Genomic DNA, 14,335 nt, shown 5'->3' with positions numbered 1-14,335 from the left:
CCCTCTCCCTAGGCTAGAATGTGAGGTAGAGGGGAGCATGAACCGATACGACGACCGCGCCAGGCTGGTCTTTCACTACGCAAGAGAGGAGGGGAGCCGCTTAGGCCACTCCATGATCGGCCCGGAGCACCTCCTCCTGGGCCTGATGCGCGAGGGGGGGACGGCGGCCCGCATCCTCCAGGAGTACGGCGCGAGCCTCGAGGCCATGCGCCGCATGGTGGAGGAGCTGGTGGGCCGGGGGGAGGGCGGGCGCACCGGGGAGCCCCCCGCCATCACCCCGAGGGCGAGGCGGGTCATGGAGCTCGCCAGCGCCGAGGCCCGCAACATGGGCTCCCCCGTCATCGGCACGGAGCACATCCTCCTCGGCATCATCCGGGAGGGGGACGGGATCGCCTACCGCATCCTCAGCCACTTCGCCAAGGACGTGGACGCCATCCGCTGGAGGGTCCTGGCCATGGCCGAGGGCCGCGAGCGGGAAAAGCCTGTGAACACCCCCTTCCTGGACGAGTACGGCCGCGACCTCACCAAGGAGGCCCGGGAAGGAAAGCTGGACCCGGTGATCGGCCGCCAGGAGGAGATCAACCGGGTGATCCAGATCCTCGCCCGGCGCACCAAGAACAATCCCGTGCTCATCGGCGACCCCGGGGTGGGCAAGACGGCCATCGTGGAGGGCCTGGCCCAGGCCATCGTGGAGGGCCGGGTCCCCCCCATCCTCAAGGGGGCCCGGGTGGTGGCCATTGACCTCGCCGGGGTGGTGGCGGGGACCAAGTACCGGGGCGAGTTTGAGGAGCGCCTGCGGCAGATCATTGAGGAGCTCAAGAACGCCAAGGTCATCGCCTTCATTGACGAGCTCCACACCCTGATCGGGGCGGGCGGGGCCGAGGGCACCCTGGACGCCGCCAACATCCTCAAGCCCGCCCTGGCCCGCGGGGAGATCCAGGTGATCGGGGCCACCACCACCGGGGAGTACCACCGCTACATAGAGAAGGACGCGGCCCTGGAGCGGCGCTTCCAGCCGGTGATCGTCCTCGAGCCTTCCCCGGAGGAGACCCTGGAGATCCTCAAGGGCCTCCGCCCCCGGTACGAGGCCCACCACGGGGTGATCATCCCCGACGAGATCCTGGAGCTTGCGGTGAAGATCGGGATCCGCTCGCTTCCCGGGCGCAACTTCCCCGACAAGGCCATTGACCTCATTGACGAGGCGGCCTCGAGGGTGCGCCTGAACGCCTCCTTGGGCCTCCCCGTGGCGGAGGAAGAGGACGGCACCCCCATCGTCACCCGGGAGGACGTGGAGGCGGTGGTGGACTCCTGGGGCGGGGTCTACGTGGACGACAAGGACGACGAGAAGCTCATGCGCCTGGAGGAGGAGCTCAGGAAGCGGGTGGTGGGCCAGGAGGAGGCCATCCGCGCCCTGGCGAACGCCCTCCGCCGGGCCCGGGTGGGGCTTGGGGGAAGGACCCGGGTGGCGGCGAGCTTCCTCTTCGTGGGGCAAAGCGGCGTGGGCAAGACCCAGCTCGCCAAGGCCCTGGCCGAGGTCCTCTTCGGCTCGGAGAGGGCCCTCATCCGCTTTGACATGTCCGAGTTCCAGGAGCCCCACTCCATCTCCAAGCTCATCGGGGCCCCGCCGGGCTATGTGGGCTACGAGCAGGGGGGCCGCCTCACCGAGGCCGTGCGCCGCCAGCCCTTCAGCGTGGTCCTCCTGGACGAGATTGAGAAGGCCCACCCCGACATCTACAACACCTTCCTCCAGGTGCTGGACGAGGGCCGCCTCACGGACGGCATGGGCCGCACCGTGGACTTCCGCCGGGTCATCCTCATCATGACCTCCAACACCGGCTACAACGTGGGCCCCGCCATCGGCTTCACCTCCAAGGAGGTGGACACGGAGTCCCCCCTGAAGGCCCTCTTCACCCCCGAGTTTCTGGACCGGCTGGACGAGGTCATCCGCTTCCGGCCCCTCACGGAGGAGGAGCTGGTGCGGGTGGCCGAGATGATGCTGGAGGACATCCGCAAGGAGCTCCAGGCCCGGGACGTCCAGGTGAGCTTCGCCCCCGAATTGGCCCGCTTCCTGGTGGACCAGGCCCCCAAGACGGGGAGCGCCCGCGCCCTGCGGAGCGTCCTAAGGGAGCGCATAGAGGACCCCTTGGCCGTCGCCCTCCTGCGGAAGCCCACGGGCCGGATCCACGTGAGCGTGGAGGGAGGCCAGGTGGCCTTCCACGAGGTGGAGGGGGAGGAGCTCCTCGTCTAGCCCCCGGAGGATGGCCAAGGCCACCTACGCCTGCGTGGAGTGCGGCTACCGCACCCCCAAGCCCTTGGGGCGGTGCCCCTCCTGCGGTTCCTGGGAGAGCTTCCAGGAGGTGGCCCCCGCCCCGGCCTCGAGGCGGGCCAAGCCCTCCCCCCTCCCCCTCCTCGCCCTCTCCCAGGTGGACGAGGCCGAGGAGCGCCGCTTCTCCTCGGGGCTTTCCGAGGTGGACCGGGTCCTGGGCGGGGGGTTCGTGACGGGGGAGGTGGTTCTATTGGGAGGGGAGCCCGGGGTGGGCAAGAGCACCCTCCTCCTGGAGATGGCCAAGCGGATGCCCCAAAGGGTCTACTACGTGGCCGGGGAGGAGTCCCCCGCCCAGATCAAGCTCCGGGCGCAGCGCCTCGGGGTGAAGGACCTCCTCCTCGTGCGGGAGACCCGCCTCGAGCCCCTCCTCGCCCTCCTGGAGGAGGACCCCCCGGAGGTCCTCTTCGTGGACTCCGTGCAGACCCTCGAGGCCGGGGGGAGCCCGGGGAGCTTGGTGGCCGTCCGGGAGGCGACCTCGGCCCTGGTGCGCTTCGCCAAGGAACGGGGCGTGGCCGTGGTCCTCGTGGGCCACGTGACCAAGGAGGGGGTGGTGGCCGGCCCCAAGAGCGTGGAGCACGCCGTGGACGCCACCCTCTACCTGGAGACCGCAGGGCCCTACCGGGTCCTGCGGAGCGCCAAGAACCGCTTCGGCCCCGTGGGGGAGATCGGGGTCTTCCGCATGGAGGAGGCGGGGCTTCTGGAGGTGGAGAACCCCTCCGAGGCCTTCCTCAAGGAGCGCCCCCTGGGGGTGCCGGGAAGCGCCGTGGCCCTGGCCCTGGCCGGGGAGCGGGCCTTGGCCCTGGAGGTCCAGGCCCTGGCGGCCAAAACCCCCTTCCCCGCCCCCCGCAGGGTGGTCCAGGGGCTGGACGGAAGGCGCGTGGACGTGGTCCTCGCGGTCCTGGAGCGGAGGCTCGGCCTGCCCCTCGCCAACCTGGACGTCTACGTGAACCTCGCCGGGGGGCTCAAGGTCCAGGACCCGGGGCTGGACCTGGCCGTGGCCCTGGCGGTGTACTCCGCCGTGGTGGGCCGCCCCCTGCCCGCCGACCTCGCCCTGGTGGGGGAGGTGGGCCTGGCCGGGGAGGTGCGGCGGGTGGCGGGGCTGGAGCGGAGGCTTAGGGAGGGGGAGCGGGCGGGGTTCGGCCGCTTCCTCCACCCGGGGAACCTTAAGCGCCTTCAGGAGGCTGTGGAGGCGTACCTGGCATGAAGACGCGGCACCTCGTCTACCTCGCCTTCGCCCTGCTCGGGCTGGGCCTCGCGGGGCTTCTGGAGGACTGGGGGCTCCTTCCCCAAAGCCCCTCCCTCCTCTCCCTCAACCGGCTCTACCTGGCCCTGGCGGGCCTCCTCACCGGCCTCCTCTTGGGGCCAAGGCTGGAGGGGGCGCTGGAAGCCCGCCTGAAGCGCCTCCGAAGCCTCCCCCCCGAGGTGGTCGTGGCCACCACCCTGGGCTCCACCATAGGCCTCCTCCTCGCCGTCCTCCTCACCACCCTCCTCGCCCAGGTGCCGGGCTTCTCCCCTGTCCACAGCCTCCTCCTCGCCCTCGGGCTCGTGGCCCTCTTCGTCTACCTGGCTTTGGGCTACCGCGCCTACTTCCGGCTGCCCGAGCCCAAGCCCGCCCCCCGGGGGGGGAAGGTGCTGGACACCAGCGTCCTGGTGGACGGCCGCGTGGCCGAGGTGGCGGCCGTGGGGTTTCTGGAGGGGCCCCTGTGGGTGCCCCACTTCGTCCTGAAGGAGCTCCAGCACTTCGCCGACAGCCAAGACCCCTTAAGGCGGGCCAAGGGGAGGCGGGGGCTGGAAACCCTGGAGCGCCTCAGGGAGGCCGCCCCCCTCGAGGTCCTGGAGACGACCCCCAAGGGGGAGTCCGTGGACGAGAAGCTCCTCTTCCTGGCCCGGGACCTCGAGGCCGCCCTGGTCACCAACGACCACGCCCTCCTGCAGATGGCCCGGATCTACGGGGTGAAGGCCCTCTCCATCCAGGCCCTGGCCCAGGCCCTAAGGCCCCAGCTCCAGGTGGGGGACACCCTGAAGCTTCTCATCCTCAAGGAGGGGAAGGAGCCCCACCAGGGGGTGGGCTACCTGGAGGACGGCTCCATGGTGGTGGTGGACGGGGGGAGCCGCTACCGGGGGCAGGAGATTGAGGTGGTGGTCACCCAGGCCATCCAGACCCAGGTGGGCCGCCTCTTCTTCGCCCGCCCCGCCCAAGGGGCTCAGTAGGTGGTGGCCTCCTCGTCCTGGAGGTCCCCCTCCACCCGCGCGTTCTCCAGGTCCGCCCGGCGGAGGAGCTCCAGCCGGATCAGGGCCGAGGTGTACCAGGGCTTCTCGGGGCGGCGCTTGACGGGAAGCCAGGGCCAGGCCCGCATCTGCTCAATGTACCCCCAGTTCTCGTAGACGTGGAACCCGTCCCGAAGCTCGGTGATCACGGCCCCGTTTTCCAGGAGGAAGCGCTGGAAGTCGGCCCACTTGGCGAGGCTCGCCTCCACGTGGGTCAGGCCCACGTAGCCGGCGCACCCCTCCCCCTCAAGGGCCAGAAGCCCCCGGCCCACGAAGGCCTGGAGGCCCAAAGGCCCCTCCACCGGGTCGGTGAAGAAGGTGTGGAAGGCGTGGACCCAGGCCTCGGGCAGAGGCTCCCGGAGGTCGTGGACGTGGGCCTCGAGGGGAAGCCCCTCGGCCTTGGCCGCCCGCTCCAGGAAGCGGACGATCCTGGGGTCGGCGTCCAGGACCACCACCCGCTTGGGCAGGCCCGTGAGGGCGGCGGCGAGGCCCGTGAGGTCGTCGTCCCCCAGGACCAGGACCTCCTTGCCCTCGAGGTCGCCCCAGTTCCAGGCCAAGGCCACCCGGGCCAGGGTGGACTCCGGGGTCACGTACCCCTGATCAAAGTCCTGGATGGCCTCGGGCCGCTCCTTGGCCCAGGCCAAAAACCGCTCCGCCGCCCGCCCCGGAAGCCTCTCCCCCACAAGCCCCCGGCCCTCGCAGGCGGGGCAGGCCGCCTCCCCAGGGCGGGGCGCCGGGACCTCCGCCAGGAGGTCCAGCCCCTCCTCCACCCGGAGAAGCCCCCGCCGGGCGAGGCCCTCCCAGATGGGCACGAGGAAGCGTAAGGGCACGCGGGAAAGCCGCACGGCCTCCCAAAGGTCCCGGGTTGCCCGGAGCGCCCCAAGGGTCCTCTCCACGTCCCGCCAGCCCACGGGAAGGCCCGTGGCCCGGCGCACCTCTTCCGCCACCTGGACCAGCGCTTCCTTGTTCACGCTCACCCCCTTTCCGGCCGTTTCCACGGCCCAAGGCCTATATAATGCCCTTGACCGGGGTCGCCCGGCAAGGGAGGTGGGTCTTGAACCTGCACGAGTATCAAGCGAAGGAGATCCTGGCCCGCTATGGGGTGCCCGTGCCGCCGGGAAAGGTGGCCTACACCCCCGAGGAGGCCAAACGGATCGCCGAGGAGTTCGGCAAGCGGGTGGTCATCAAGGCCCAGGTGCACGTGGGAGGGAGAGGAAAGGCGGGGGGCGTCAAGCTCGCCGACACCCCCCAGGAGGCCTACGAGAAGGCCCAGGCCATCCTGGGCATGAACATCAAGGGCCTTACCGTGAAGAAGGTCCTGGTGGCCGAGGCGGTGGACATCGCCAAGGAGTACTACGCGGGCCTCATCCTGGACCGGGCCAAGAAGCGGGTGGTCCTGATGCTCTCCAAGGAGGGGGGCGTGGACATTGAAGAGGTGGCCGCGGAGCGCCCCGAGGCCATCCACAAGTTCTGGATTGACCCCCACAAGGGGTTCCGCCCCTTTGAGGCCCGGGAGATGGTGAAGCGGGCGGGGCTCGAGGGCAACCTCAACAAGCTCGCCCAGGTCCTGGTGGCCCTCTACCGGGCCTACGAGGGCGTGGACGCCTCCATCGCCGAGATCAACCCCCTGGTGGTGACCACGGACGGCGGGATCGTCGCCGCCGACGCCAAGATCGTCCTGGACGACAACGCCCTCTTCCGCCACCCCGACCTCGCCGAGCTCAGGGAGGTGGAGGCCGAGCACCCCTTGGAGGTGGAGGCCAGCAACTACGGCTTCGCCTACGTGAAGCTTGATGGCAACATCGGCATCATCGGAAACGGGGCGGGCCTCGTGATGTACACCCTGGATCTGGTGAACCGGGTAGGGGGCAAGCCCGCCAACTTCCTGGACATCGGGGGCGGGGCCAAGGCGGATGTGGTCTACAACGCCCTCAAGGTGGTCCTCAAGGACCCCGACGTCAAGGGGGTCTTCATCAACATCTTCGGCGGCATCACCCGGGCGGACGAGGTGGCCAAGGGGGTGATCCGCGCCCTGGAGGAGGGCCTCCTCACCAAGCCCGTGGTGATGCGGGTGGCGGGCACCGCCGAGGAGGAGGCCAAGAAGCTTTTGGAGGGGAAGCCCGTCTACATGTACCCCACGTCCATTGAGGCGGCCAAGGTCATCGTGGCCATGGTGGGAGGTGCGGCGTGATCCTGGTGAACCGCGAGACCCGCGTCCTGGTCCAGGGCATCACCGGCCGGGAGGGGCAGTTCCACACCAAGCAGATGCTTTCCTACGGCACCAAGATCGTCGCCGGGGTCACCCCGGGCAAAGGGGGAATGGAGGTCCTAGGGGTCCCCGTCTACGACACGGTGAAGGAGGCGGTGGCCCACCACGAGGTGGACGCCTCCATCATCTTCGTGCCCGCCCCGGCCGCGGCGGACGCCGCCCTGGAAGCGGCCCACGCCGGGATCCCCCTCATCGTTCTCATCACCGAGGGCATCCCTACCCTGGACATGGTGCGGGCGGTGGAGGAGATCAAGGCCCTGGGAAGCCGCCTCATCGGGGGGAACTGCCCGGGGATCATCAGCGCCGAGGAGACCAAGATCGGGATCATGCCCGGCCACGTCTTCAAGCGGGGCCGGGTGGGGATCATCAGCCGCTCCGGCACCCTCACCTACGAGGCCGCAGCCGCCCTTTCCCAGGCGGGGCTCGGCACCACCACCACGGTGGGGATCGGGGGCGACCCCGTCATCGGCACCACCTTCAAGGACCTCCTCCCCCTCTTCAACGAGGACCCGGAGACGGAGGCCGTGGTCCTCATCGGGGAGATCGGCGGCTCCGACGAGGAGGAGGCGGCGGCTTGGGTGAAGGACCACATGAAGAAGCCGGTGGTGGGCTTCATCGGGGGCCGCTCCGCCCCCAAGGGCAAGCGCATGGGCCACGCCGGGGCCATCATCATGGGCAACGTGGGCACCCCGGAGTCCAAGCTCCGGGCCTTCGCCGAGGCGGGCATCCCCGTGGCCGACACCATTGACGAGATCGTGGAGCTGGTCAAGAAGGCCCTGGGCTAAAAAGGAGGTGGACGGTGAAGGCACCCGTACGCGTGGCGGTTACCGGAGCCGCGGGACAGATCGGCTACAGCCTCCTCTTCCGCATCGCCGCGGGGGAGATGCTGGGCAAGGACCAGCCGGTGATCCTCCAGCTTTTGGAGATCCCCCAGGCCATGAAGGCCCTGGAGGGCGTGGTCATGGAGCTGGAGGACTGCGCCTTCCCCCTGCTTGCGGGCCTCGAGGCCACCGACGACCCCAAGGTGGCCTTCAAGGACGCCGACTACGCCCTCCTGGTGGGGGCGGCCCCCCGCAAGGCGGGGATGGAGCGCCGGGACCTTCTGCAGGTGAACGGCAAGATCTTCACCGAGCAGGGCCGGGCCCTGGCCGAGGTGGCCAAGAAGGACGTCAAGGTGCTGGTGGTGGGCAACCCCGCCAACACCAACGCCCTCATCGCCTACAAGAACGCCCCCGGCCTCAACCCCCGGAACTTCACCGCCATGACCCGGCTGGACCACAACCGGGCCAAGGCCCAGCTCGCCAAGAAGACCGGGACGGGCGTGGACCGCATCCGCCGCATGACGGTGTGGGGCAACCACTCCTCCACCATGTTCCCCGACCTCTTCCACGCCGAGGTGGACGGCAGGCCCGCCCTGGAGCTCGTGGACATGGAGTGGTACGAGAAGGTCTTCATCCCCACCGTGGCCCAGCGGGGGGCGGCCATCATCCAGGCCCGGGGGGCCAGCAGCGCCGCCAGCGCCGCGAACGCCGCCATAGAGCATATCCGCGACTGGGCCCTGGGCACCCCGGAGGGGGACTGGGTCTCCATGGCCGTCCCCTCCCAAGGGGAGTACGGCATCCCCGAAGGCATCGTCTACTCCTTCCCGGTGACAGCCAAGGACGGAGCGTACCGGGTCGTGGAAGGCCTGGAGATCAACGAGTTCGCCCGCAAGCGCATGGAGATCACGGCCCAGGAACTCCTGGACGAGATGGAGCAGGTGAAGGCCCTGGGCCTCATCTGAGAGGCCGGCCTCAGAGCCCCCACCGCGCCCTGCGGTGGGGGCTTTATACCACCCCATGCTGGCGCAAGCCAGCATGGGGGCCCCGGCAAAAGCTCCCTGGGGAGCTTCCCCGGGCCCGTCGGGCGAAGGCAACCGGAAGGGTATTAGCCTTTGGGCCAGGCCTCGAGGGCCCAAGGGTAGACCACCCAGGCCGCCGTCTCCTCGGCGTAGAAGTCGGGGCGGTCCGGCACCCGGTTCCGCCCCGGCTTGAAGTGGAGGGTGGCCACCACAGGCACCCCGCCCGCTCGGCGCACCCGGGCCTTCACGGCAAAGGCCGTGCGCCCCGAGTCCCAAACGTCGTCCACCACCAGGACCCGCTTGCCGAAAAGGAGGACATCGGGGGGAAACTGCAGGAATACCGGCTCGGGCAAAGCCTCCTCCCCCTCGTAGAACATGACGGCGGCGGTGAGGATGTTCCGCGCGCCGAGGGCCTGGGCCAGAAGGGCGGTGGGGATGAGGCCTCCCCGCGCCACCCCCAGGACGAGGTCAAAAGGCTCCCCAGAAAGGGCCTCCGCCAGGCGGCGGACCAGCCGGAGGAGGTCCTCCCAGGAAAGGTGGAGGCGCTCCATCAGGCCTTGTCCAGCTCAAAAGCCTGGTGGACGGCCCTAAGCGCCGCCTCGGCGTACTCGGCGGGGATGATCACGGAGATGCGCACCTCGCTGGTGGCGATCATCTCAATGTTGGCCCCGGTGGAGGCCACCGCCTGGAACATCTTGGCGGGGACCTCCGGGGTGGAGGCGAGGCCCACGCCCACGATGGAGACCTTGGCGATGTCCGGCCTCAAGATGGCCTCGCCCCCGATCTCGGCGAGGACGGGCTCCAAAGCCTCCAGGGCCTCCTGGGCGAAGTCCTTCTTCACCGTGAAGGCCATCTGCTGCCTCGAGGGGTCGTGGCCGGGAACCCCCTGGATGATCATGTCCACGGCGATGCCCCGCTCGGCCAGGGCCTGGAAGACCTTGGCCGCGATGCCCGGCTGGTCCGGGATGCCGATAAGCCCGATCTGGGCGTGGTCCAGGTCCAAGGCCACGCCCGTCACCGCCTTGTCCATCTCCATGGCGACCTCCTTCACCAGGGTACCGGGGTTGTAGGAGAAGCTAGAGCGCACGTGGAGGACCACCCCGTAGCGCTTGGCGTAGTAGACCGCCCGGGGGTGGAGGACCCTGGCCCCCAAAGCGGCCATCTCCAGCATCTGGTCGTAGCCGATGACGGAAAGCTTCCTCGCCTCGGGGATCAGGTGGGGGTCCGTGGTGTAGACCCCCTCCGTGTCCGTGTAGATCTCGCACTCCTTGGCCCCGAGGGCGGCGGCGATGGCCACGGCGGTGGTGTCCGACCCTCCCCGGCCCAAGGTGGTGATCTCCCCTTCCGGGGTGGTGCCCATGAAGCCCGCGATCACCGCCACAAAGCCCTGCTCCAGGGCCTCCCGGATGCGGGCCGGGTTCACCTCGAGGATCCGGGCGTCCCCGTAGCGCCCGTCGGTGGTGATGCCGATCTGGTGCTGGACGAAGCCCTTGGCGGGGATCCCCATGGCCCAAAGCTGCATGGAGAGGAGGGCCACGGAGACCTGCTCCCCGGTGGTGGTGAGGAGGTCCAGCTCGCGAAAGGGAGGTCTCGGGTTCACCCGCTTGGCCAAGGCGATGAGCTCGTCGGTGGTGTGCCCCATGGCCGAGACCACCACCGCAAGCCGATGCCCCTTCTCGCGGTAGTGGGCGATGCGCTGGGCCACCTTGTGGATGCGCTCCAGGTCGCCCACGGAGGTGCCGCCGTACTTCTGAACCACCAGGGCCACGCTTCCCTCCTTCCCCGCCCCCCCGGGCGGTTTGAAAGAGAATGTTAGCACATTTGCCCCCTCCGCCCAAGGCCCTTATCCTGGGAGGACGTGAGCCTGACGCGGGAAGCCTACCACCGCCTCACCCCCCTTCCCCACCCCGGGGGCCGGCTCTTCATCAAGCCCGGGGCCCGGGGGTACCGGGACCCGGTCCACGACCTCCTGCAGAAGACGGTGGAGCCCTTCGGCGAGCGGGCCCTGGACCTGAACCCCGGGGTGGGCTGGGGAAGCCTCCCCTTGGAGGGGAGGATGGCGGTGGAGCGGCTGGAGACCTCCCGGGCCGCCTTCCGCTGCCTCACGGCGAGCGGCCTCCAGGCCCGGCTCGCCCTTCCCTGGGAGGCGGCGGCGGGAGCATACGACCTCGTGGTCCTGGCCCTCCCCGCCGGGAGAGGGACGGCCTATGTCCAGGCGAGCCTCGTGGCCGCGGCCCGGGCCCTCCGGATGGGAGGACGGCTCTACCTCGCCGGGGACAAGAACAAGGGGTTTGAGCGCTACTTCAAGGAGGCCCGGGCCCTTCTGGGCTACGGCGTGGTGGTGCGGCGGGAGGGGCCCTACCGGGTGGCCCTCCTGGAGAAGGAGAAGGAGGCCCCGCCCCTCCCCTCCCTCTGGCGGGCCTTTTCCGCCCGCATCCTGGGGGCGGAGTACACCTTCCACCACCTCCCCGGGGTCTTCTCGGCGGGGAAGGTGGACCCGGCCTCCCTGCTCCTCCTCGAGGCCCTGCAGGAACGCCTGGGGCCCGAGGGGGTCCGCGGCCGGCAGGTCCTGGACCTGGGGGCGGGCTATGGGGCCCTGACCCTGCCCCTCGCCCGGATGGGGGCGGAGGTGGTGGGGGTGGAGGACGACCTGGCCTCCGTCCTCTCCCTGCAAAAGGGCCTCGAGGCCAACGCCCTGAAGGCCCAGGCCCTCCACTCCGACGTGGACGAGGCCTTGACAGAAGAGGCCCGGTTTGACATCATAGTTACGAACCCCCCCTTTCACGTGGGGGGTGCGGTCATTCTGGATGTGGCCCAGGCGTTCGTGAACGTGGCGGCGGCCCGGCTCAGGCCGGGTGGCGTGTTTTTCCTCGTGTCCAACCCGTTCCTGAAGTACGAGCCTTTGCTGGAGGAGAAGTTCGGCGCCTTCCAGACCCTCAAGGTGGCCGAATACAAGGTCCTGTTCGCGGAAAAGCGAGGGAGGTGAGCCTTGAAGAAGAGCAAGCGCAAGAACGCCCAGGCCCAGGAGGCCCAGGAGACCGAGGTCCTGGTCCAGGAGGAGGCGGAGGAACTCCCCGAGTTCCCCGAGGGGGAGCCCGACCCCGACCTCGAGGACCCGGACCTCACCCTGGAGGACGACCTCCTGGACCTGCCCGAGGAGGGCGAGGGGCTGGACCTGGAGGAGGAGGAAGAAGACCTCCCCATCCCCAAGATCTCCACCTCCGACCCCGTGCGCCAGTACCTGCACGAGATCGGCCAGGTCCCCCTCCTCACCCTGGAGGAGGAGGTGGAGCTCGCCCGGAAGGTGGAGGAGGGGATGGAGGCCATCAAGAAGCTCTCCGAGATCACCGGCCTTGACCCCGACCTCATCCGGGAGGTGGTCCGGGCCAAGATTCTGGGCTCGGCCCGGGTGCGGCACATCCCCGGCCTCAAGGAGACCCTGGACCCCAAGACCGTGGAGGAGATTGACCAGAAGCTCAAAAGCCTCCCCAAGGAGCACAAGCGCTACCTCCACATCGCCCGGGAAGGGGAGGCGGCCCGGCAGCACCTCATTGAGGCCAACCTCCGGCTCGTGGTCTCCATCGCCAAGAAGTACACGGGGCGGGGCCTCTCCTTCCTGGACCTCATCCAGGAGGGAAACCAGGGCCTGATCCGGGCGGTGGAGAAGTTTGAGTACAAGCGGCGCTTCAAGTTCTCCACCTACGCCACCTGGTGGATCCGGCAGGCCATCAACCGGGCCATCGCCGACCAGGCCCGCACCATCCGCATCCCGGTCCACATGGTGGAGACCATCAACAAGCTCTCCCGCACCGCAAGGCAGCTGCAGCAGGAGCTCGGCCGGGAACCCACCTACGAGGAGATCGCCGAGGCCATGGGGCCGGGCTGGGACGCCAAGCGGGTGGAGGAAACCCTCAAGATCGCCCAGGAGCCCGTCTCCCTGGAGACCCCCATCGGCGACGAGAAGGACAGCTTCTACGGGGACTTCATCCCCGACGAGCACCTCCCCTCCCCGGTGGACGCCGCCACCCAGAGCCTCCTCTCCGAGGAGCTGGAGAAGGCCCTGTCCAAGCTCTCCGAGCGCGAGGCCATGGTCCTGAAGCTCCGGAAAGGGCTCATTGACGGGCGGGAGCACACCCTGGAGGAGGTGGGGGCCTTCTTCGGCGTCACCCGGGAAAGGATCCGGCAGATTGAGAACAAGGCCCTCCGCAAGCTCAAGTACCACGAGTCCCGCACGCGGAAGCTCAGGGACTTCCTGGACTAAGTCGCCCTCGCCAGAGGGGGGCCCCGAAGACGCCCCCCCACGCTTCCCATGGACGCTAGCCTTCTCCTCCCTTTAGGCTTCGGCCTCCTCTCCGCCCTCACCTGGGGGGCCGGGGACTTCGGCGGCGGGATGGCCTCCCGCCGGGCCCACGCCCAGGCCGTGGTCCTCTGGGCCTCCGGCATCGGCCTCCTCCTCTTCCTCCTCCTGGCCCAGGTCTTCGGGGAGGCGCCCCAAGGGCGGGACCTTCCCTATGCCCTTTTGGGCGGGGCCTCCGGGGCCCTCGGCCTCCTCGCCTTTTACCGGGCCCTGGCCCAAGGGGAGATGGGCCTCGCCGCCCCCGTGGCCGGGGTGGTGGGGGCGGCCCTCCCCGTGGCCCTGGGGGCCCTCCTCGAGGGGTGGCCGGGCCTTTTCCCCGCCCTGGGCATGGGGCTGGGCCTCCTCGCGGTCTGGCTCGTCTCCCGGCCCGAAGGCCGGGCGCGCCCGGGGAACCTGGGCCTCGCCCTCCTCGCCGGCCTCGGCTTCGGCGGGTTCTACGCCTTCATGGACCGGGTGGAGGGGCTCTTCTACCCCGCCGCCTGGGCCAAGCTCACCGCCTTCCTCCTGGTCCTCCCCGCCGCCCTCCGGGCCAGGCCCTGGCCCGGAGGACGCGAGGCCCCATGGGTCCTCCTCGCCGGCCTCGGGGACGCCGGGGGAAACCTCTTCTTCCTCCTCGCGGCCCAGGCCGGGCGGCTGGACGTGGCGGCGGTCCTCTCCTCCTTCTACCCGGTTTTCACGGTTCTCCTGGCCTGGCTCGTCCTGAAGGAAAGGCTCTCCCGGAGGCGGCTTACGGGGGTGGGCCTGAGCCTCCTGGCCATGGCCCTCATCGCTCTGGGCTAGGGCCTAACGGAAAGCGGGCCACCTCCACCAGGCCCTCCCCTTCGTCCCGCACCAAGGCCGCCTCCCGCACCAGGAAGGAGCGGCGGGGCGGGGGCGGGAGGCTTTGCGCCAAGGCCTTCGCCTCCTCCGGGGAGAGGCCCAGGGCCAGGGTCAGGTGGGGGATGTAGCTCGGCCCCTCAATCTCCTTGAGGGGCGGGGCCAGGGGCTCCAGGGCGTGGTAGAGGCGCCGGAAGGCCCCGCCCCCGTAGGCCCGGAGGTAGACCACCCCCTGGGGAAAGAAGCGCCAGTCCCCCAGGCGGACGCGAAAGGGGGGGTGGCCCCGCAGGATCCCCGCCAGGGCGATGCGCAAGGCCTCCTCCTCGTAGGGCCAGTCAAAGGGCTGGCGGAGGTTGAGGTGGGGCGGGCCGAAGCCCCGGACGCCCCTGGCCGCCTGGAGTTCCTCCATAAAGCGGCGGAGGTCCTCGGGGGGCCAAACCAGGACCCCGTACATGGGGC

At 69.9% G+C, this 14,335-nt stretch carries 13 protein-coding genes; 9 read left to right on the top strand and 4 right to left on the bottom strand.

The genetic code is table 11. The features are described from left to right. Positions 1–37: 37 nt before the first annotated feature. From TTH_RS02825 to TTH_RS02815, 3 genes are read left to right on the top strand one after another with little or no spacing between them, the layout of a single operon-like run. Entirely contained in the window at positions 38–2,248 is a 2,211-nt protein-coding gene (locus tag TTH_RS02825) for an ATP-dependent Clp protease ATP-binding subunit (protein ID WP_011172629.1), read from the top strand. A gap of 10 nt (positions 2,249–2,258) precedes the next feature. Further along, a complete protein-coding gene (gene radA / locus TTH_RS02820) occupies positions 2,259–3,530 on the top strand; it encodes a DNA repair protein RadA (protein WP_011228013.1) in 1,272 nt (423 codons plus the stop codon). Beyond that, positions 3,527–4,537 carry a PIN/TRAM domain-containing protein gene (locus tag TTH_RS02815; RefSeq protein ID WP_011228012.1) on the top strand — a complete coding sequence of 337 codons (1,011 nt, stop codon included), beginning with the start codon at positions 3,527–3,529 and terminating at the stop codon, positions 4,535–4,537. Before radA ends, TTH_RS02815 begins: the two co-directional genes overlap by 4 nt. Here TTH_RS02815 and TTH_RS02810 read toward each other — a convergent pair. Further along, the gene (locus TTH_RS02810) at positions 4,531–5,565 is read right to left on the bottom strand and encodes a bis-aminopropyl spermidine synthase family protein (RefSeq protein ID WP_011228011.1); all 1,035 of its coding nucleotides are present in this window, start codon (positions 5,563–5,565) and stop codon (positions 4,531–4,533) included. The genes TTH_RS02815 and TTH_RS02810 overlap by 7 nt on opposite strands. 44 nt (positions 5,566–5,609) lie before the next feature. Between TTH_RS02810 and sucC the strand changes: the two genes are divergently transcribed. From sucC to TTH_RS02795, 3 genes are read left to right on the top strand one after another with little or no spacing between them, the layout of a single operon-like run. Further along, positions 5,610–6,785, top strand: a complete 1,176-nt coding sequence (gene sucC / locus TTH_RS02805) for an ADP-forming succinate--CoA ligase subunit beta (RefSeq protein ID WP_011228010.1) — start codon at positions 5,610–5,612, stop codon at positions 6,783–6,785. After that, entirely contained in the window at positions 6,782–7,648 is an 867-nt protein-coding gene (gene sucD / locus TTH_RS02800) for a succinate--CoA ligase subunit alpha (RefSeq protein ID WP_011228009.1), read from the top strand. The genes sucC and sucD overlap by 4 nt, the downstream gene beginning before the upstream one ends. 14 nt (positions 7,649–7,662) lie before the next feature. Then, entirely contained in the window at positions 7,663–8,646 is a 984-nt protein-coding gene (locus tag TTH_RS02795) for a malate dehydrogenase (protein ID WP_011172623.1), read from the top strand. A gap of 143 nt (positions 8,647–8,789) precedes the next feature. Here TTH_RS02795 and TTH_RS02790 read toward each other — a convergent pair whose 3' ends face one another. Both TTH_RS02790 and TTH_RS02785 read right to left on the bottom strand, forming a co-directional pair. Continuing rightward, positions 8,790–9,254, bottom strand: a complete 465-nt coding sequence (locus TTH_RS02790; RefSeq protein WP_011228008.1) for a phosphoribosyltransferase — start codon at positions 9,252–9,254, stop codon at positions 8,790–8,792. Next, entirely contained in the window at positions 9,254–10,471 is a 1,218-nt protein-coding gene (locus TTH_RS02785; RefSeq protein ID WP_011228007.1) for an aspartate kinase, read from the bottom strand. Before TTH_RS02785 ends, TTH_RS02790 begins: the two co-directional genes overlap by 1 nt. A gap of 90 nt (positions 10,472–10,561) precedes the next feature. Between TTH_RS02785 and TTH_RS02780 the strand changes: the two genes are divergently transcribed. Genes TTH_RS02780 through TTH_RS02770 form a run of 3 tightly spaced genes read left to right on the top strand, consistent with a single transcriptional unit; the run spans position 10,562 to position 13,840 of the window. Continuing rightward, positions 10,562–11,689: a class I SAM-dependent methyltransferase gene (locus TTH_RS02780; protein WP_011228006.1), complete on the top strand. Its 1,128-nt coding sequence runs from the start codon at positions 10,562–10,564 to the stop codon at positions 11,687–11,689. A gap of 3 nt (positions 11,690–11,692) precedes the next feature. Then, the gene (rpoD, locus tag TTH_RS02775; RefSeq protein WP_011228005.1) at positions 11,693–12,964 is read left to right on the top strand and encodes an RNA polymerase sigma factor RpoD; all 1,272 of its coding nucleotides are present in this window, start codon (positions 11,693–11,695) and stop codon (positions 12,962–12,964) included. A 48-nt stretch (positions 12,965–13,012) separates the two neighbouring features. Then, complete coding sequence (locus TTH_RS02770; RefSeq protein WP_011172618.1) at positions 13,013–13,840, top strand: DMT family transporter; 828 nt, start codon at positions 13,013–13,015, stop codon at positions 13,838–13,840. Here TTH_RS02770 and TTH_RS02765 read toward each other — a convergent pair. Further along, positions 13,824–14,330 carry a 2'-5' RNA ligase family protein gene (locus TTH_RS02765; RefSeq protein WP_011172617.1) on the bottom strand — a complete coding sequence of 169 codons (507 nt, stop codon included), beginning with the start codon at positions 14,328–14,330 and terminating at the stop codon, positions 13,824–13,826. The genes TTH_RS02770 and TTH_RS02765 overlap by 17 nt on opposite strands. Positions 14,331–14,335 lie beyond the last annotated feature (5 nt).

It is taken from the genome of Thermus thermophilus HB8 (assembly GCF_000091545.1).
GTDB classification, from domain to species: domain Bacteria; phylum Deinococcota; class Deinococci; order Deinococcales; family Thermaceae; genus Thermus; species Thermus thermophilus.
Note: the sequence above shows the minus strand (reverse complement) of the source record. Positions and strands in the feature narration are given on the sequence as shown.